This is a genomic window from Vibrio chagasii, assembly GCA_041879415.1.
Taxonomy (GTDB): domain Bacteria; phylum Pseudomonadota; class Gammaproteobacteria; order Enterobacterales; family Vibrionaceae; genus Vibrio.
In genome coordinates this window covers 1,181,364-1,202,061 of sequence record CP090851.1, presented here as the reverse complement: position 1 = coordinate 1,202,061, position 20,698 = coordinate 1,181,364, and the positions used below count along the sequence as shown (strand labels likewise).

The window sequence follows — 20,698 nt, the reverse complement described above, 5'->3', positions numbered from 1 at the left end:
TTATTGTCTTGAAAGAATAGACTAAGATCATACTTATATTCGCCCCGTGATTGATCGCGTTGATATAGAGCTACAAGCGAGATCAGTTTTTCTATATACTCCCTACCTTATTATCCTAATCAGAAACCTAAATGACTCAAGTAGATTGGCGACATGTTACGCCTCAGTACGACGAATATAACGCTCAATTAGAGCAATTCCATGACATCTCGCCTCTCCCATTCTCAGTTATTCAACACCGATTCAGAGATGCGTTAACTCGCTTTGTCCGTTTATCTAACCTTTCACGCGTATTATTGGTGAATTCCCCGGACAACTCGATCTATCGCCAAATGATCGTTGAATCTTTAGTTGCTGAATTAGATGACGATACAAAGCCGGTTATCAAAACCGAATCTTTGAACGCAACCTCTCTGTTTGATCAAGTTCAATCACGTGATGGCAAAGTTGTTGCTACGAAACCCGGTTTACTCGCTAGAGCGAACAATGGGTATCTGATTGTGTCAGCCAACTTGATTCTTGCTAATCCAGGAAGCTGGTTGCTATTAAAGTCAGCACTGCTTGGTGAAGCTGTGGAGCCAATCAGCAGTAACCCTGAGCACTTGAATCAATCACCAACGCTTCCTCTTACATACAATATTAAATTGATTGTCGTTGGAGACCGATCGCAACTCGGTGACCTTGATTACTTAGATAGCGATATTCAAACTGGTTTTTGTCTTTTCAGTGAAATTGAACAAGACATCAAGCTATCTGAAGAAACTCTGACTCAATACCTTGGCTACCTTAAGTGGCTTGTGCAACGTTATGATCTACCAAACATTACACAAAACGCGTTAACGGCGATTTTGACCGCTGGCGCACGAGAAACGGAAGATCAAAATTATATTCCACTGTGTCCAATTTGGCACAACGCATTACTGAGCGAAGCACTGGTTGAAGCCAACAACGGTGAAATTGACATCCACCATGTCCAACAAGCTCAACAACACAGATACAATCGAGAATCATACCTTCCAGAGCGCGCTCTAGATGACATTCGTGATGGCCAAGTCATCATTGAAACCGAAGGTGAACAAGTTGGCCAAGTAAATGGCCTCACCGTCATCGACGTTCCAGGTCACCCAATCTCTTATGGTGAACCAGCGCGTATTTCATGCGTAATTCACTTTGGTGATGGCGACATTTCCGATGTTGAACGTAAAGCAGAGCTTGGTGGTAACTTACATGCGAAAGGCATGATGATCATGCAGGCATTTGTTAGCAGCGCATTAAACCTTGAAGACCCATTACCATACGCTGCATCAGTCGTGTTTGAGCAGTCGTATTGTGAAGTTGATGGCGACAGCGCATCTCTCGCAGAGCTTTGCTCTCTAGTAAGCGCACTGTCTGAGTACCCTATCGACCAACAGATTGCTGTAACAGGCGCTGTCGACCAGTTTGGCCGTGTACAAGCCGTTGGTGGCCTTAATGAGAAAATCGAAGGCTTTTACCATGTTTGTAAGCACCAAGGACTCACTGGCAAACAAGGCGTCATTCTGCCGAGATCGAATCTAAGGCATCTTGCTCTTAAACCAGACCTTATCGAAAGCATCAAAAACGAAGAATTTCACATCTGGTCTGTGTCGAATGTAGACGAAGCTATTCCTCTAATTATGAACAAACCATTTAGAGATGATGAAGAAGAAAGCGTTCTTAGCAAAATCGCGGAACGTATTGAAAACTTTGAAAGACATGAGCACCCAATGGGAATTGTGGGACGCATCAAAAACTGGTTTGTCTAGTACTGATCGGACTTGTTTAGCGTACACCTGTTCACTAATATGCACCTATCAAAAATCGGAGTAATTGATAATGCAAAACAAACGTGATTCTTACACTCGCGAAGAGCTTCTAGCTTCAAGCCAAGGCGAACTATGGCCACAAGGTCCTCAACTACCAGCACCAAACATGTTGATGATGGACCGCATCACTAAAATGTCTGAGACTGAAGGTGATTTCGGTAAAGGTTTGGTTCTTGCTGAGCTCGATATTACTCCTGACCTATGGTTCTTTGATTGTCACTTCCCTGGTGACCCAGTAATGCCTGGTTGTCTAGGTCTAGACGCTATGTGGCAGCTGGTTGGTTTCTACCTTGGTTGGGTTGGCGGCGAAGGTAAAGGCCGTGCTCTAGGTGTCGGTGAAGTTAAATTCACAGGTCAAATCTTGCCTACAGCGAAAAAAGTAACATACGAGATCCACATGAAGCGCGTTGTTAACCGTCGCCTAGTTATGGGCCTTGCAGATGGTCGCGTACTTGTTGATGGCAAAGAGATCTATGTTGCTAAAGATTTGAAAGTTGGCCTTTTCCAAGATACGTCAGCATTCTAATTAGATAGTTAGATTTAAATAAAGCAGCCAATGGCTGCTTTATTTTTGTCGTCAAGATATTTAGTTATAGTGCACTAGGTCCTGATTTAAGGTATGAGCCTACTAAATCCACCAGCAATGAATGAAACATGAATATCATAGAAACATTGCTCTTGGCCGTTTGCAAACTTTACCTCCCCTTAAACTAACAAGGCTCTATTGTATGAAACAATGGAGCCTTGACCTGAATTCGTTGCGCTCTATCTACTTGTAGAGACCTGCTTGTTTGTCATCTCTGGCATCTCGCCAACCACCTAACCAATAAGACCGAGAATCCATTTGGCTATATGGGCAAGCTTCTTGTGACCTACCGTTTAAACCAGCTTTATAGCCTTGAGATTGTGCTCGTTCTAGTCGATCACGCTTTTGTCTCTTCATAGTGCAGTCCTCATACGGGTATTTCGATTTACTAACATACAATGATTACAACTTTGCGGAGTTTTTGTGACTCCAAGTTTAAGAATCGACCAATTTTTCGATTTTCTCAAGGCGAAAAAAAGCCCGAGTTCAGAATTGTGAACTCGGGCTCAAGAGAAGAAATTATTTAAATTTTCTACGGAACCCTAATAGACCAAGCACAGTCAAAGTTAACCAACCAAGGCTACCACCTTGACGATCGACTTTCTCTGAGTCGGCACTACGAGCTACGACACTATCAGTGTCAGAGCCGGTGTCATACCTTGCTCCCTTGATTGGGATAAGCTTAACCGCTACAACTTTTTCAACGGCATTAGATGACGCGCCACCACAGTATGAGTTATGTGAGGTTGTATCATATGGCTGGTCTTTACCATCGACTGTACACTTAATAGCCGTTGCAGAAATCACACCAGCATCATTGATGTCCGTTGCGTCAATGATTCTAAACTTATTGTTATCACCAGAAGCATCACCATCGTTAGTTAGATCGTCTAACCACCATGCTTTACCGCCAAAAACATCAACACGACGAGCATCAATTGAAGAAGGTAAATTGTATGGGTAGATAAAGCCTCTGTGCCTACGCTCGCTACCGTCAACTTCACGAGTCGTTTCAGCATCTATCTGTCCAACAATCTCGTTGAAATTATTAACTGCCTTAGCTTCACCACTAGAACCATCAAAGAAGATACCACCAGTTAAAAATTCAGCTTTAGGATCTGCAGCATTTTCAACGACAAAGATCTTATTGCCTGCACTACCATTCTCTGGCACATAGCCATTACGTTTGGCATAACCAACTGCGAACAAGTTATCGTTAATGTCGGTCGCCACGGAGTTACTGTATCTAGCATCGTCGTTAGATGAACCAGACTTAACCTCTGCACCGCTAATCTGCGTAGTTGTCCATTTTGCAGTATTGAGTTCTAAAGAGTCACTAACAAAAACACTGGCATTCATATCTTGCAGGTCACCATTACCATCAGCAGTGTTGTAGCCTACACCATAAAAGATATCTACCGTTGGCTGATCAGCTGTTTGCGTAATTGCAATCGAGCGCATACTGCCTTGAGCAAAGTAATCACCTTGTTGAGCGTTGCCACTTCTAATCCAATCTAGCTCTTTTGTTATGTTTCCATCCCAAATTGCAGCCTTTGAACTAAACGTTGTATCCGAAGTATCTGTGCCTGGGCCTTTTGTCGACACACTACCTACATTGTACACCGTGCCGTCACTAGCTTTGATAGCACGCCATGCACGAGTTTCAGAAGTACCTGTTGGTCCATTTGGTGTCGTTGTGAACATCGCATTATTACGAACGTTCCCGTCGGATTTAACACCCAATGGCTTAGCATCGTCATCTAATGAATTAATTACGGTGTTACGGCTGTCAAAAGTATCGCCACCTTCAACAAACGCTTTAGCATTTACGTAGGTAAGATCGTTTCTTTCCTTGCTCCAAGTATCATTCCAACGATTTTGAGCCCAGCTTTCGCATGTAGAATATCTAAGCTCACGATAACAATAGTTTTCAAAATCTTCGAACTCTTGGATATATTGGAACGGAGCATCCATAGCAAAGGGCACTTCTTCACGATAGCTAACGGCTTCAAGCGTATCTCGTGTTTCGCCTGCTAGTACATATGATGAACATGCTTTGCCATCAATGTTGTCCCCACCAAAACAACCTAAAGTAGCCGTAAGGTCTTGTGCTATTGTAGGAAATGCTGCTGGCTCAATCGCTACACCAAAGATTTCAGATGCACCGGTAATCGAAGGAGTTACTTCAACTACCTTATACAGCGCAGCGTTGGCATTAGTTGCAGCCAAAACTAGTGCTGCAACTGTTGTTAGTTTAAATTTAGTACAAGTCATTATTACTTCTTAACTTTCCTGTTGTAGTGCCTCGAGCTCTTCCCAGCGCTCAAATGCAACTTCAAGCTCCTGCTCTGTTGCAGTTAGCTTATCTAAAACTGGCTGTGTCTGCTCTACAGATTTCGAAAAGAAGCTTGGATCGTTAACTTCTTCCTGCAGAGCTTCAATTTGTGTTTCCAATTCTTCTAAACGTTGTGGTAACGCTTCTAGCTCTCGCTGTAGCTTATACGATAACTTCTTAGGTTTAGCTTTAACTGGTGCAGTTTTGGGAGTTTCCTCAACTACTTTCGCTGGCTTTGATGGCTTTTCAACCTGTCGGTATTCAAGCGCCTGCTTTCTTTGCTGTTGAGCATCGTGGTAGCCACCAACAAATTCTTCAATCACGCCGTTGCCTTCGAAGATCCAACTTGTCATCACTGTATTATCTACAAACTGACGATCGTGGCTTACTAAAAGAAGCGTACCCTGATAGTTGGCAAGCAAATCTTCTAAAAGTTCCAAAGTTTCGATATCTAGATCGTTGGTTGGCTCATCGAGAATCAGCAAGTTGTTCGACTTAAGGAAAATACGAGCTAATAACAGACGGTTTTTCTCACCACCAGACAGCGCTTTAACAGGAGTACGAGCACGTTTAGGAGAGAATAAGAAATCTTGTAAGTAGCTAAGCGCATGACGCTCACGGCCACCTACTGTTACTTCTTGCTTACCATCCGCTAGGTTATCGATAACCGACTTCTCTGGGTCAAGGATTTCACGGTATTGGTCAAAGTACGCCACTTCAAGTTTCGTACCGCAATGCAAACGACCTGAATCAGGTTTTAGCTGGTCAAGAAGCAACTTAAGAACCGTACTCTTACCACAACCATTCGGACCAATCAGTGCAATACGATCGCCACGCATGATGTTGAAGCTAAAGTCTTTAACGATCTGTTTGCCTTCGAAGCCAAAGTTAATGTTCTCAGCTTCAAATACAATCTTACCTGAGCGCTGTGCATCATCGATCTGGATAACCGCTTTGCCCTGCACTTCACGACGATTCAAACGCTCTTCACGTAGCTTTTTAAGTGCACGTACACGACCTTCGTTACGAGTACGACGAGCTTTGATGCCCTGACGAATCCATACTTCTTCCTGAGCGAGCTTTTTATCGAATTCAGCGTTCTGCATCTCTTCAACACGAAGCGCTTCTTCTTTCTCAACTAGGTAATTTTCGTAGTCACCAGGGAAAGAACTCAGCTTACCGCGGTCAAGGTCTACGATACGTGTTGCCATCGATTTAATGAATGCACGGTCGTGCGAAATAAAGATGATTGAGCCGCGGAAGTCTTTCAGGAAGCCTTCTAACCATTCAATAGTAGCAACATCCAAGTGGTTAGTCGGTTCGTCTAGTAGAAGCACGTCAGGGTCACACACAAGCGCACGGGCAAGAGCTGCTTTACGTTGCCAACCACCAGACAGGTCTGTCAGTTTAGTTTCCGCAGTCAGCTTTAGAGCGCCCAGAACATTAGTTACACGGTCTTCAAAACGCCATGCATTAGCGTGATCCAGCTGTTCTTGTACACGAGTAAGGCGGTTTAGATTCTTTTCACTAGGGTCGGTTGCGATCAGATCAAGAAGATCATGATAGATCTTTAGCTGCTCGCCAATCTCTGCAAGGCCACCAGCCACATAATCATAAACTGTGCCTTCTTCGTTACGCGGTGGATCTTGTTCCAAGCGAGACACAACCACATCTTGTGTGATTTGCATCTTGCCGTCGTCCATGATGATGCTGCCAGAGAGCACTTTCATCAACGTAGACTTACCGGCACCATTGCGCCCTACTAAACAAACACGCTCATTTTCTTGCAGTGCGAAGTCTGCACCGTCTAATAATGGGTGATCGCCAAACGCTAACTGCCCATTATGAATTGTAAGTAATGCCATTCTTCTTTAACCAATCATTAAGTTCTAACAAGCCAAATGGCCAGTTAAGCTCTGAGTGTTGAGAACCGTCAGAGCTTTCAAATTTGAGCACGGGAATAGTGACCCCGTAACGGGAAAAGAGCTCATCATCGAATGCAATATCAACAACATTGACATGATGACTAATGTTTAACTGTTCCGTGAGTTGGAATGCCATCTCACATAGATGGCACCCTTCTGTACTGTATAAAGTCAGCACTATATATCCTTATAAAATCTCTTAATTACTTGTGGGTAATCAACCAGCAGTTATGAATATGCTTATTACGAGAGAAATCTAGAGGCAATGTCTTAGCAGAGATGTTCTGAGCTTTAAGGCCTAGCTCTTCTAAAGCTTCTAAATCCATTTTGAAGTGACGTTTATTGTTAGAGAAAACAATCGTACCTTCTTCACGAAGCAGACGCTTTAGGTTCTCCATCAGCTGGATATGATCACGTTGAACGTCGAAAGATTGATCCATACGCTTCGAGTTTGAGAACGTTGGAGGATCAATGAAGATCAGATCATACGAGCCTTGCTCTTTAGCCAACCATTGTAAGCAGTCAGCTTGAACAAATTGATGTTGACGACCTACACGGCCGTTAAGCTCCATGTTCTCTTTCGCCCACTCTAGGTAGGTATTAGACATATCAACAGTAGTTGTAGAGCGTGCGCCACCCACTGCTGCATGTACAGATGCACTACCTGTATAAGCAAACAGGTTTAGGAAATCCTTGCCTGCCGCCATTTCACCGATACGACGACGAGTAATCTTATGATCAAGGAATAAACCTGTATCTAGGTAGTCGTGAAGGTTAACAATCAGCTTAACACCGTATTCGTTTACTTCTAGGTTCGATGAATCTTGAGAAAGCTTCTGGTATTGAGAGCGGCCTTTTTGCTTCTGACGAACTTTCAACACAACGTTATTGGCTTCAACACCAGTCACTTGAATAGAAGCACGGATGATATCGGTTAGACGACGCTTTGCTTTCTCCTCCGGTACATCTTTAGGTGCAGCGTATTCTTGAATAACAAGGTGACCTGGATATACGTCAATCGCTACATTGTATTCAGGTAAGTCTGCATCGTAGATACGGTAACAATCTAGTTGCTCTTTCTTAGCCCACTTGCCAATTTTGCCGATGTTCTTCTTAAGGCGGTTCGCGAAATCAGGCGCAATCTGCTGTTCTTGCTGCTCTGTTGGACGCTCTGACATAGGACGATCGGAAATTGAGTAGTTCTTCTGGTGACACGGTAACGCACCATTGTTCAATTTGAACTGTTTATCTGCACGCATACGCAAGCAGCTTAAAAGCTCGTCTGAGCTAGAGAAGATAGATGCGTTACAGCCACCAAACTCCGCCTTAAGCTGTGCGCCAAATGCGGTGTAAAGTGCAATCAAGCCAGGCTCAGTACCTAAACGCTCACCATAAGGTGGGTTTGATACAACCACGCCATTGTCGAATTCAGCAGGACGCTTAACAAGTGCAGCATCGCCTACTTCAAATTGAATTAAATCTTCAACGCCGGCACGACGCGCATTGTCACGTGCAGTCTTGATCATTCGCTCATCGTTGTCATAGCCGTAGAACTTACACTCTACTTTCTTCACACCACGGCGACCTTGAACATTCGCTTCTGATTTAACTTCAGCCCATAGCTCTGGTTCAAAATCTTCTAGAGCTTCGAAACACCATTTCTGACGCTTAACACCCGGAGCCATGTTCGCAGCCATCATTGCCGCTTCAATCACAAGCGTACCTGAACCACACATCGGATCTAAGAAAGGTTTTGTTGCGTCCCAGCCACTACGAAGAAGAATCGCTGCAGCAAGAGTTTCACGCAATGGTGCGCGACCTGATTCAGGACGGTAACCACGCTGGTGAAGACCGCTACCGACCATATCAAGGCCAAGAATCGCTTTGTCACGGTGTAAGCGAACGTGAATACGAACGTCTGGGTTTTCTTTGCTAATAGAAGGACGAGGTAATGACTTCTTCTCGAAGCAATCGACGATAGCGTCTTTCACTTTCATCGCGCCATATTGGCTGTTGCGGATTTCACGGTTAGTACCATTAAAGTCAACCACAAAACGCTTAGAGCTATGGAATTGATTAACCCAGTTAACCGCAGTGGTCGATAGGTACAAATCCATGTCGTCCTGACAAGTGAATTCAGAAAGGACACGTACAAATCGAGAAGCCAAACGACTCCACAAACAACAACGATAAATTTGCTCATTGGTCGCTTTGAATTTAACACCTGCCTGAACAGGTTTTGCGTTTGTAATCCCTAGTTGGGTTAGTTCTTCAACTAATAAATTCTCAAGGCCGTTTGAGGTAACCGCTAGATATTGATTCATAGTGTTCTTTTATTGATAAAAATGAGCTCGATTATACCTGATTTTGTTACCAGAGCATCACTCTAAACTCGTCTTTTCATTGAATCTTTCGACTAACTGGCTAGCAAACACTCATTACTGAAGCGATCGCTTACCCACATCCCCTTAAAACATAAGACCTAACGAACTCACTCGTTTAACACCCGATTTCCGAGCAATTCGCCATTGTGAATTAATATTCACCCCAAAATTGGTATATACCAAATAAAAAATAAGGGTGAAATTTAGCTACAAAAGAACAAAAACAGGGAATAAATATGGGTAAATTACACTTTTGGGGAAGTAAACAAGGTGAAATTAACGTAAAAAAAATCGTCTTAACTTCACTATTTTGATGGTTAATGAGTGATGCATTTATCAGGGTGAGGTTTTTTAGGCACAAAAAAATCGGCTATTAAGCCGATTATTTGGAAGGTTTGGTGAGGATGTTCGCTGCTACGTATGGCCGAAATGATGTATTAAATTTGAGTTAGCCAACCATCGCAATATGATGAGATTGATGCAGAATCGCGTTAGCATCAAGCATTCTATCGTGCATCACCTTGATCGAGTCACCAAAGCGTAATCCCTTTGAAGGAGTCAGCAGGAACTCTTCTAGGTCTACAAATGCACATAAGCTCGCACACTCGCCCACTTCTAACACGATGAAGTAACCAAGGCTATGCTCGTTATTCATTTGTACAATATCCCCTTCCTGAGGATACTCATGGCCTGCGCCTTGAGGTGCGAAGAACCAGCTCTTTGGTTGTACAGGTTTGTGGAAACGCTTAGCAGCCACGCAGTAAAGCGCTAGTTCTGCTTGGCGAGGCTCAGATAGCTCTAAGCCAGAAATTTGTTCTTTGAAGGTTTGGTATGAGGATGCGTCATCAACGGTGAATTCATTATCTCGAAACGCGCAGTCCACCAGCTTATTGCGGACCAGATTCGTTTTGAAAATCATATCCTCTCCGAGGTTTAGCATTAATGAACATTGCTGCTCATCGTAATACCAACTCCATGTATCGCTAGGTTTAAGCATCATTTCGTCTCACACTGTTGAACCATTCCATTAGGTAAAACGCAAAATTACCTTCAATTGCAGTAATTTTACTGAGCAATAGGCAAAAAAAAAGAGGAAATGAATTCCTCTTTCTTATCGCTTTTCTCTACAACTCAGGGAGTTACAGTGTCTCTTTTAGTAAGACGATGTCAGTTTATAGATACTTTTAGATTAGTGCTCTATAACGACTATAGTTGGTGAACTACAGGTTTTTGACAATGTCAGCTACAAGGCGTGGACCTTTGTAGATGAAACCAGAGTAAACTTGAACAAGCTGAGCACCTGCCATCATTTTCTCTTTTGCAGCAACATAAGAGTCAACACCACCTACCCCGATGATCGGCAGTTTGTCACCTAGCTCTTGGTGAAGTTTACGAACTACTTCAGTGCTACGAGATTGAACTGGACGTCCACTTAGGCCACCCGCTTCGTCGCAGTGTTTCATGCCTTCGACAATTGAACGATCCAAAGTCGTGTTTGTTGCGATCACACCATCGATCTTGTTTTTGATCAATGATTCGCAAATTTGGCTGATTTCATCATCACTTAGATCCGGTGCAATCTTAAGAGCTAGAGGAACATACTTACCATGCTTCTCTTCTAGTTCCGCTTGTTTTGCTTTAAGTTCAGACAACAAATCATCAAGTGCTTCGCCATATTGTAGAGAACGTAGCCCTGGTGTGTTTGGTGAAGAGATATTTACCGCAATGTAACCCGCGTATTGATATACCTTCTCCATACAGATCAAGTAGTCTTCTGCGCCCTTTTCAATTGGCGTGTCTTTGTTTTTACCGATGTTGATGCCTAAGATGCCATCGTAGTTTGACTTCTTAACATTCTCAACCAGGTTATCTACACCTAGGTTATTGAAACCCATTCGGTTGATGATACCTTCAGCTTCAACAAGACGGAATAAACGAGGTTTATCGTTACCTGCTTGTGGACGCGGAGTAACAGTCCCTACTTCTACAAAACCAAAACCCATTGCGCCAAATGCATCAATACATTCGCCGTTCTTATCTAGGCCTGCCGCTAGGCCGACTGGGTTTTTGAAAGTAAGACCCATGCACTCGACAGGTCGGTGAGGTAATTGTTGGCGATACAAAAGATCAATAGGTGTGCCAGTAAAGCGCTTGAAGTTTTGAATTGCGAGATCATGTGCCTTTTCGGCATCAAGTTGGAAAAAGCCAGTTCTGGCTAGACGGTAAAGCATTGTGCCTCCGATAGAAAAAAGCCCCGTGTAAACGGGGCGATATTATTTACTTATTTCCCCAACTATTCAATCTATTACTGTCTGTAGGGGTAAGATAATCGAGTTTGCTAACGAATGAGCTTCTTTATTAAGCAAACGTTATCGTATATTTAGCATATCGAGCACCTTTACTTCACTTTCCAACGAATCGCTTTAGTGCCCCGTGAATTGACTAACACTTTCCAAGCTCAAACCAATCGCACCCAAAAACGAAAAAGGCAGACCAAATGGCCTGCCCTTTAGTACTGTCTATCTAATCGTTAGTCTTTCGACATACAGTTTAGATTCAGTAGCATCAATTCACGCAACGCAACTGAGAACTTAGCAAACTCATGAACAGAACCCACTTTGAATTCGTTCAGGATGCTTTCCCAGCGGTGTAGAGAAACAGAGTTGCTTTCCATCCACTCATCTAGCGCTTTAATCACATCAAGATCAGAACCACAACCACAGTTAAGTACTTGGCCTGTTAGCTGGCGTTGTTGCCAATCCAGATCTTCTCTGAATGCAGCACGTGCCAATGCTTGCCAGTTGTTATCGACTGCTTGACCATTGATTTGCTTCAAGAACCAGTGCAGAGACAAACGGTCGCCCAGATTGAAGTAAAGTTTAGACGCTTGTTGCACTGTTTTACCCGTTTCACGAGCCACTGTAGATATATCCAGTGCTGAGTACAAGCTAGACAAACGCGCAACTGAATTCGCTAATTCAGCGGTTACGCCTTGCTCAATCCATACTTGCGCCATTGCTTGATGCTCTTCTACTTCTGCAGCAACTAGATTTTCATCCAGTTTCTCAGTAATCGCTACTACATCGCCTTGGTAAAGTTCAACTAGTGCTCTCACAGATTGCTTGCCAGTACGGTTTCTTAGCAACCAACGAGTCAAACGGCGCAGTGTACGACGTACATGGTACAGCAACTCATATTGAGCCTGTGAGCTAGAGATATTATCCAATTCACGGATACTCTTTAGCACTTGACCCAAACCATAGATTTCACGTGATGCCGCGTAAGCATTGGCAATATCGACGATGTTTGCGCCCGTCTCTTCTTGCAGACGAGTGATGAAGTTACAACCCATCTCGTTAACCATTTGGTTAGCAAGTGCAGTAGCAATGATCTCTGCACGCAGTGGATGGTTATCCATGTGTTGAGAGTAGTTACGGCGTAACTCAGTTGGGAAGTATTGCATCAATTGTTGGGCATGGAACTCATCATTCGCAATATCGTCGCTCACAAGATCTTCTTTCAGAACCATCTTACCGTAAGCGATCAATACAGATAGCTCTGGTCGAGTCAGACCTTGACCTTGCTTCTCACGCTCTAACAGAGTTTCGTCATCTGGGATGTATTCTAGGCCACGATCCAGATACCCTGCTTTCTCCATTGTGTGAATGAAGCGGATTTGCTCTTTAACTAAGCTCACGCCTTGGTGTTCAGTTACCGAAATAGACTCAGCTTGGCAGTAAGCGTCATCAAGTACAATCTCACCAACTTCATCTTCCATTGACTCTAGAACTTGGTTACGTTGCTTAACGGTTAGATCACCATTAGACACCAAGCCATTCAAGAAGATCTTAATGTTAACTTCGTTATCTGAACAGTCAACACCACCCACGTTATCAACAAAGTCTGTGTTCACTCGACCGCCGGTAAGCGCATATTCAATACGACCCAATTGAGTCATACCCAAGTTACCGCCTTCACCAACAACTTTTGCTTTCAAATCGCCGCCATTGATACGCAACACGTCGTTAGCACGGTCGCCAACATCAGTGTGAGTTTCACTTGAAGACTTAACGTAAGTACCGATACCACCATTCCACAGTAGATCAACTTCCATCGACAAGATCGCTTTGATCAAATCATTTGGCGCCATTGATGCTTTCTTGGTACCCAGCATTTTCTGAATTTCAGGTGTTAGAGAGATAGACTTCGCTCGACGAGAGAAGATGCCACCACCCTGAGAAATCAGTTCTTTATTGTAATCTTCCCAGCTTGAGCGAGGTAGATTGAACAAACGATCACGCTCTACCCAGCTTGATGCTGAATCTGGATTCGGATCAATGAAGATGTGCATGTGGTTAAATGCCGCTTGTAGACGGATGTGCTTAGATAGCAGCATACCGTTACCAAATACGTCACCCGCCATATCACCAACACCGATAGCAGTGAAGTCTGTAGTCTGGCAGTTAATACCCATTTCACGGAAGTGACGCTTAACCGATTCCCAACCACCTTTTGCTGTGATACCCATCGCTTTGTGGTCGTAGCCGTTAGAGCCACCCGAAGCAAACGCATCACCTAACCAGAAGTTGTACTCTTCAGATACTGAGTTCGCTAAGTCAGAGAACGTTGCTGTACCTTTATCGGCTGCAACAACCAAGTACGGGTCATCTTCATCATGACGAACAACGTTCTTAGGTGGGATAACCTCACCTTCAATGATGTTGTCTGATACGTCCAGTAGTGCACGGATGAAGCGCTTGTAACAACGTTGCCCTTCAGCAAAGATCTCGTCACGGCCAGACATAGTGTGCTGACGTTTACAAACGAAACCACCTTTTGCACCTACAGGTACAATTACAGTGTTCTTAACTTGTTGTGCTTTAACTAGGCCCAGAATCTCGGTACGGAAATCTTCTTGACGGTCAGACCAACGTAGACCACCACGAGCCACTTTACCGCCACGTAGGTGAACACCTTCAATATCTGGTGCGTATACGAAGATCTCAAATGCAGGCACTGGAGCCGGGATATCTGGAATTTCGCTTGGTCTCATTTTCAGAGCCAACCAAGGTTTAGCTTGCTTGTTCTCGTCTACTTGGTAGTAGTTAGTGCGAAGCGTTGCAGTGATCATCTCCATGTAGCGACGAATGATACGATCATCATCCAAGCTTTCTACATGATCGAGTTGCTCAGTGATCTTCTTGATAAGATCTTGTTGCCCCTTCGCGCTACCCTTCAGTTTCGGATCAAAACGCTTACCAAATAAGCTGACTAGACCTTTAGCTAAATCTGGGTAATGAGACAAGGTGTCTTCAATGTATTGTTGACTGAATGGGAAACCCACTTGACGCATGTAACGAGCATAAGCACGTAAAATTGAGATTTCACGACCAGATAGACCCGCACCAAGTACCAAACGGTTAAAGCCATCGCTATCTAATTCACCAGCCCAGATTGCTGCAAATGCTTGTTGGAAAAGATCGCGAGCTTCACGAAGATCAATCGTTTGGTCACTCTTATGAAGCATAGAGAAATCTAAGATCCAATAAGTAGTACCGTTAGTCTTACGAACTTCGTATGGTGATTCACCAATAACGCGCAAGCCAAAGTTTTCAAGCATTGGCATCACATCAGAAAGGTGAATTGGCTCTGCACTGTGGTAGAACAGTTTTAAGCGCACTGCTTTCGAGTCTGCCGCTTCTTCCTGAGGACGGTAGAAAAGCATACCAAGTTTATTATCTTCACTTAGTGCTTCTAAACGCTCGATATCTGCAACAGCAGAACCTGGCATCATGTCTTCTTTGTACGAACGTGGGAATGCACGCATGTACTCTTTCGACAATGGAAGACCTTTGCTCTCACCAAAGTTTGCAATGATTGATTCAGATAAGCGGTCATCCCACGTAGACGATACTTCCATTAAATTTTGCTCGATTGTTTTCACGTCCACATCCATGTTGTTGTTATCAACACGAACAATATAGTGTGTTCTTGCCAGAGGGCTTTCAGAGAAATACGTTGTAAATTCAACTTCTTCTTCACAGCCAAAGTATTGCTTCAAGATGCGCTGAGTTTGGCGACGAAGCTCGGTGTTGTAACGATCTTTTGTTACGTAAACCATACAGCTAAAGAAACGGCCAAACGGGTCTTTGCGTACAAACAAACGCAGAAGATCACGATCTTGCATTTGTACTACACCGGTACCTACTTCAAGTAACTCTTCTTCTCGAGCTTGAAGTAGTTCATCACGTGGGTAGTTTTCAAGGATATTGTGCAGTGCTTTGTATGAGTATGAACCCTCACGGTAACCACTTGCATCCAAGATTCGTTCTACTTTCTCACGAACCAGAGGAATCGTTTCAACGGTTTGGTTATAAACCGCAGAGGTGTAAAGGCCAGTAAAGCGATGCTCACCAATAACCTTACCGTTCTTATCAAACTTCTTAATACCGATGTAATCATTATAAGCTGGGCGGTGAATGCGTGAAGCCGTGTTGCCCTTGGTTACGATAAGTACGTATGGTTTTTTCGCTTCTAGACGTGCAGAGTCAGAAAATTCAGACAACTTAACGTTACGTACACGATCTGAATTCGCAAACAAACCAAGACCTTGCTCCTTGGTCGGTTGCAGCTCAGTATCGCCATTAACTGAAACTAGGTCATATTCCTTATAACCCATGAATGTAAAGTTGTGTTCACCTAACCAACGAAGAAACGCCAACGTCTCATCGAAACGTTGGCCGTCTACTGGAATGCTGTCTTTCTGCTGCTCAACCTGATCTGTTACTTCTTTCAGTCTTTCAACCATTTTAAGCCAGTCGTTAACCACTAAGCTTGTATCGGTGAAAATGTCTAGAAGTTCTGTTTTCAATGCCGTCATTTCAGCTTTGCTGCTCAAACGGTCAACCTCAATATGGAATAGAGATTGGAAAACACCCTCGCCACTGCTCACACCCACTACACTTCCTGAATCAGAACGAGAGATTTGTGTTGGGTTGTGCAACATAAGGTGAGAAGAAAGGTCTAGACGAGTAAGTGCCATTTTTACAGAATCGACAAGGAATGGGCTGTCTGGTACCACGATCTCAACGATAGTGTGAGTAGACTGCCAACCTTGACGACTTACCGTCGGGTTGAAAACGCGTACCGAGATTTCGTCGGCTTTCTTTTCGTTGATGTGGTGCCATAAGCTAACTACAGCACCATATAAATCGGATTCGTTTCTCTGAGTCAGATCGTCGTGAGAAACGTTACTAAACAAGTGTTGAGCAAGTTGAGTTACGAGAGGTCGATGAGCAAGGTCAAGTTTGTCTTGAATCAGCTTGTAAACTTTTTCAAGTAAAACTGGAACCACAGTTTCACGTGCGGTCATAGTCACACTCCACAATTAGAATTATATTTTATTATTAGGGGGATCACTTAATCTGGTGTTTGAATTACGCCGTTGAGCGCTTGTCTACTAACGAGTTAAGCAAAGGTAATGCATTCATTTATTGTAAAAGCATTATTGAAAAATGGTTAATTGTTTTAACTGTGGTAGGAGGTGAAATGTTTGATTATGTGATTAAGATTCCTTTTAACTCACTAGGCATGCCAAGCTTTACAGAGCTTCCAACTTGATAAACTTATTTTTTTGGTCAGTTGTCAGCCTAAATTGCCCTCTAACCCCTATTTGTGTAAGAAAAGGTCTGAATCGAGTTGCAGGTAACTGTATGCGCAATCCTGTTGTTGTTATTACTTGAACTTGACTTGCCGCACCCGAATAACTGGCCAGAAACTGCTGATATGAGATGTTAAGTTGGAAAATATAGTGATTCATACGATACCTGTATAAATGTACAGTACCAGTGTTATTTGGCACTTAACGATGTCTAACTGTAAAAACGTTCGGTCTGAAAAGCTTGGGAGTTAACTTTAGCTTACCTAAATGTCGATCCCCCATAAACAAAAAATCAGTGGTAGATACTCTCTACCACTGATGAATTTTCTATATGAGTAAACCGCTTCTTAGCAAGCTGCTTACACTATTGAGTTCTTCACTTAAGCTTCTAGTGCTTTTGTTACTTTCTCAAACAGGTCTTTTGCAAGATTATCCATGTTCTTCAGCGTCTCAAGCTCTGTTTTGATAAGTGCTTGACGCTCGTTATCATACTTACGGAACTTAAGCAGTGGATCAATCAGACGCGAAGCAACTTGCGGGTTACTGCTGTTTAGTTCACGCAAGATCTCACCAGCAAATGCATAACCCTGTCCCGATTTATCATGGAATTGAACTGGGTTCATGTTGAAGAATGAACCGACTAAATTACGCGTACGGTTAGGGTTCTTCAAGCTGAATGCCTGATGTGACATAGACTCTTTGATTACTTCAAGTGCATTTGAACTTGGGTTGGTACCTTGCAGCGCAAACCATTTATCCATAACAAGACCATCATGCTTCCACTTGTCGCTGTAATCTGACATCAAGCTTTCACGACAAGGCAATTTTGCACTGTTAGCGGCGCCCATTGCAGCCATCGTGTCAGTCATGTTGTTTGCTGTTTTATACATCTCAACAACCAAGTCGTTACCCTGCTCTGTATGAGCTAAGTAGCTTAGACAAACTTTACGCAGAGTACGCTTACCAATTGAGTCGTGATCAATTGTATAGTCCGTTAGCGCATGGCTGTGATAAACCGCAGCCAACTCATCTGCAAGCTCTGCTGCTAGCGTCACCTTCATCGAGTTAAGCACTGACGCGACAGCATCAATATCAACACGCTCATACCACCCTGACACTTCATTGTGGCTTGGTAGTGAAAGCATTTCTGCGATGAATGCCGGTTCTAGCGAGTCACTCAATAGTACGCCGCGGAATGCATCAACAACAGATGCTGATAACTCAAACTTCTGACCTTGTTGAACGTTCTCAACATTACTGCGAATGTATTTAGCCAATAGCATTTGACCCGCATCCCAGCGAGAAAACTCATTGCGCGCATTCACCATTAAGAAAATAAGCTCTTCATCTGAATAGTCGTATTCAAGTTTTACTGGTGCAGAGAATTCACGAAGCAATGATGGCACTGGTTTCTCGCTTACGTTCTCGAACACAAAAGTCTGTTCAGCTTCTTTCACATCTAACACATTGTGAACAGGCTTACCGTTACATTGTAACTCAATCACATCACCTGTCGCTGTGTATAGTTCGATGTCTAGAGGAATATGCAGGGCTTGCTTTTCAGCTTGCTCATGCGTTGGCGCGGTTACCTGGCGAGTTTTTAGTGTGTACTGTTTTTTCTCTGCGTCATAATGGCTTTCAACAGACAGCGTCGGTGTACCAGATTGGCTGTACCATAAACGGAACTGAGACAGATCAACGCCCGATGCATCTTCCATTGCGGCTACGAAATCTTCACACGTTGCTGCTGTACCATCGTGGCGTTCGAAGTAAAGCTTCATACCTTTTTGGAAGCCTTCTTCGCCCAGTAATGTATGAATCATACGAATCACTTCGCTGCCCTTTTCATACACTGTCAGAGTGTAGAAGTTATTCATTTCTATCACTTTTTCTGGTCGAATTGGGTGAGACATTGGGCTCGCATCTTCTGCAAATTGTGGACCGCGGATAATACGTACGTTGTTGATACGGTTTACTGCACGAGAACCAAGATCTGAAGAGAACTCTTGGTCGCGGAATACCGTTAAGCCTTCTTTCAGGCTCAATTGGAACCAATCACGACAAGTCACTCGGTTACCAGTCCAGTTGTGGAAATATTCGTGACCAATTACCGCTTCAATACCTAAGTAATCGGTATCCGTTGCTGTTTGGTCATTCGCTAAAACAAACTTAGAGTTGAATACGTTGAGACCCTTGTTCTCCATCGCACCCATGTTGAAGAAATCAACCGCTACGATCATGTAGATATCAAGGTCGTACTCTAAGTTAAAGCGCTCTTCATCCCACTTCATTGAATTAATCAAAGACACCATTGCATGGTTTGCACGGTCTAGGTTGCCTTTATCAACGAAGATTTCTAGGTCGACTTTGCGGCCAGATTGCGTGGTGTAGGCATCGCGAAGTACATCGAAGTCACCAGCTACTAGTGCAAACAGGTATGCTGGTTTCGGGTGCGGGTCTTGCCATTTAACCCAGTGACGACCATTTTCTGCCTCACCTTCATCAACACGGTTACCATTACTTAATAAGAATGGGTTTTCTGCTTTGTCCGCGATAACGGTAGTCGTGAACTTTGCCAGTACATCAGGGCGATCCATGTAGTAAGTGATACGACGGAAACCTTCAGCTTCACACTGAGTACAGAACGCGCCGCCTGATTTATAAAGGCCTTCTAGTGCCGTGTTCCCTTCAGGGTTAACTTCAGTAACGACAGTTAGCGTAAATTCTTTTGGAAGTTCGTTTAACGTAAGTTGAGTTTCAGACTGTTCGTATTGCGACCACTCTTGACCATCGACCAAAACAGAAACCAACTTCAAGCCTTCTCCATCCAATACTAATGTCGAGCTGCCTTTCTCTTGCTTAACACTAGAAACCGCTGTGATGATGGATGCTGAATCGTACAAATCGAAGGTGAGATCGATTTCAGCAATAGTGTGAGATGGTGATTGATAGTCTTTACGATACTTGGCTTGAGGTGTATGTGCCATGACGAGTTCCTTTTGATCGTTATACGTAATTATTTTTAACTGTATATATCTAAAGGTTGAGCGCCGAGAACACAAGGGGAATATTGAAAAAAGGAGGCATTGTTAAAAAATGCCTCCATGTTTTGCTATGTTATCAGTCAAATCAGATAGGAACGCCTAATAAATGACCTGAGAACCATATTATCAACAAGCTTGGATTTCAGAGACCACATCGACATTTAGCGGATACGGTTCAGCACCGCAAACATGTCTCCCTCCTCACCTTGGAGCGTTAATACATCACTGTTTAGCGTGTAACGAGTACCATGTTCACCATCTTCGTAAAGCAGGACCAGTTGATCCCCTTCCGTGTAGTAGACACCGCGACGAACTACTTCGCTGCCCGCATCATCAGAGACACGGAACATGAATATAAAGTCAGGCTGAAGGACCAAATCCATCTTTTGAATATTGCTCGCTCTTAAGTCACTGCCGGACAACTCCGCACTCGACCAAATCCCCGCCAGTGCGTTAGGTAATGCTTTGGTAAACATCACGCCATTGAGATTCAGCATATTGTGATTACTACTATATGAGTAGACTTGCGGCTCAGATGTATTCAACCCCAGGATGATCGTATCTTCATTAGCATTATATAAACCTTCCCAATGATCGACACTGTAGTCTTTTTTCTGGATATCAATCGTAAATGAGTAATTTGAATCGAGAGTCAGCTTGATTGCTCTAAAGTTTTCAGTGCCTTGCTCTGGATCTGGGTTCATTAAATACCAATCACCAAGCAACAGAGGAAGGTCAAAGTGGGATAGATTACTATCGCTTTTTGATTGTTGACCATTAGAAGCAGCTTCGCTCCCAAAAGCAGCGAAACTTAAACAAGATAAAAATAATAGAATCCATTTCATAAGCGTCCCCTCGTTTTCTTTAAGCTTAGGCACGTAATGAATAGAAAGCGAAAAAATATGATCCAAGTCACTAAA

At 43.4% G+C, this 20,698-nt stretch carries 13 protein-coding genes; 2 read left to right on the top strand and 11 right to left on the bottom strand.

Annotated features, from left to right (window positions below; genetic code table 11):
- Positions 1-131 precede the first annotated feature (131 nt).
- Both L0991_05160 and fabA read left to right on the top strand, forming a co-directional pair.
- On the top strand, positions 132-1,784 hold the full coding sequence (locus tag L0991_05160) for a Lon protease family protein (protein ID XGB63457.1): 1,653 nt from the start codon (positions 132-134) through the stop codon (positions 1,782-1,784).
- Positions 1,785-1,854: 70 nt separating this feature from the next.
- The gene (gene fabA, locus L0991_05155; protein ID XGB63456.1) at positions 1,855-2,370 is read left to right on the top strand and encodes a bifunctional 3-hydroxydecanoyl-ACP dehydratase/trans-2-decenoyl-ACP isomerase; all 516 of its coding nucleotides are present in this window, start codon (positions 1,855-1,857) and stop codon (positions 2,368-2,370) included.
- A 243-nt stretch (positions 2,371-2,613) separates the two neighbouring features.
- Here fabA and rmf read toward each other — a convergent pair whose 3' ends face one another.
- The 11 genes from rmf to L0991_05100 form a co-directional block, all read right to left on the bottom strand.
- Complete coding sequence (gene rmf, locus L0991_05150) at positions 2,614-2,787, bottom strand: ribosome modulation factor (GenBank protein XGB63455.1); 174 nt, start codon at positions 2,785-2,787, stop codon at positions 2,614-2,616.
- A gap of 162 nt (positions 2,788-2,949) precedes the next feature.
- Positions 2,950-4,704 (bottom strand): DUF3466 family protein, encoded by a 1,755-nt coding sequence (locus L0991_05145; protein XGB63454.1) that lies wholly within the window; start codon positions 4,702-4,704, stop codon positions 2,950-2,952.
- 9 nt (positions 4,705-4,713) lie between these two features.
- Entirely contained in the window at positions 4,714-6,630 is a 1,917-nt protein-coding gene (locus L0991_05140; protein XGB63453.1) for an ABC transporter ATP-binding protein, read from the bottom strand.
- Complete coding sequence (locus L0991_05135; GenBank protein ID XGB63854.1) at positions 6,608-6,826, bottom strand: thioredoxin family protein; 219 nt, start codon at positions 6,824-6,826, stop codon at positions 6,608-6,610. The genes L0991_05140 and L0991_05135 overlap by 23 nt, the downstream gene beginning before the upstream one ends.
- Positions 6,827-6,893: 67 nt before the next feature.
- The gene (gene rlmKL, locus L0991_05130; GenBank protein XGB63452.1) at positions 6,894-9,014 is read right to left on the bottom strand and encodes a bifunctional 23S rRNA (guanine(2069)-N(7))-methyltransferase RlmK/23S rRNA (guanine(2445)-N(2))-methyltransferase RlmL; all 2,121 of its coding nucleotides are present in this window, start codon (positions 9,012-9,014) and stop codon (positions 6,894-6,896) included.
- A gap of 508 nt (positions 9,015-9,522) precedes the next feature.
- Positions 9,523-10,074: a cell division protein ZapC gene (locus L0991_05125; GenBank protein ID XGB63451.1), complete on the bottom strand. Its 552-nt coding sequence runs from the start codon at positions 10,072-10,074 to the stop codon at positions 9,523-9,525.
- A 220-nt stretch (positions 10,075-10,294) separates the two neighbouring features.
- Positions 10,295-11,305 (bottom strand): quinone-dependent dihydroorotate dehydrogenase, encoded by a 1,011-nt coding sequence (pyrD, locus tag L0991_05120; GenBank protein ID XGB63450.1) that lies wholly within the window; start codon positions 11,303-11,305, stop codon positions 10,295-10,297.
- A gap of 299 nt (positions 11,306-11,604) precedes the next feature.
- Positions 11,605-16,446: an NAD-glutamate dehydrogenase gene (locus tag L0991_05115; GenBank protein XGB63449.1), complete on the bottom strand. Its 4,842-nt coding sequence runs from the start codon at positions 16,444-16,446 to the stop codon at positions 11,605-11,607.
- Between the two features lie 228 nt (positions 16,447-16,674).
- Positions 16,675-16,893 carry a DUF2835 domain-containing protein gene (locus L0991_05110; GenBank protein XGB63448.1) on the bottom strand — a complete coding sequence of 73 codons (219 nt, stop codon included), beginning with the start codon at positions 16,891-16,893 and terminating at the stop codon, positions 16,675-16,677.
- A 221-nt stretch (positions 16,894-17,114) separates the two neighbouring features.
- On the bottom strand, positions 17,115-19,721 hold the full coding sequence (gene pepN / locus L0991_05105) for an aminopeptidase N (protein ID XGB63447.1): 2,607 nt from the start codon (positions 19,719-19,721) through the stop codon (positions 17,115-17,117).
- A 218-nt stretch (positions 19,722-19,939) separates the two neighbouring features.
- Positions 19,940-20,623 (bottom strand): hypothetical protein, encoded by a 684-nt coding sequence (locus tag L0991_05100; GenBank protein ID XGB63446.1) that lies wholly within the window; start codon positions 20,621-20,623, stop codon positions 19,940-19,942.
- Positions 20,624-20,698 lie beyond the last annotated feature (75 nt).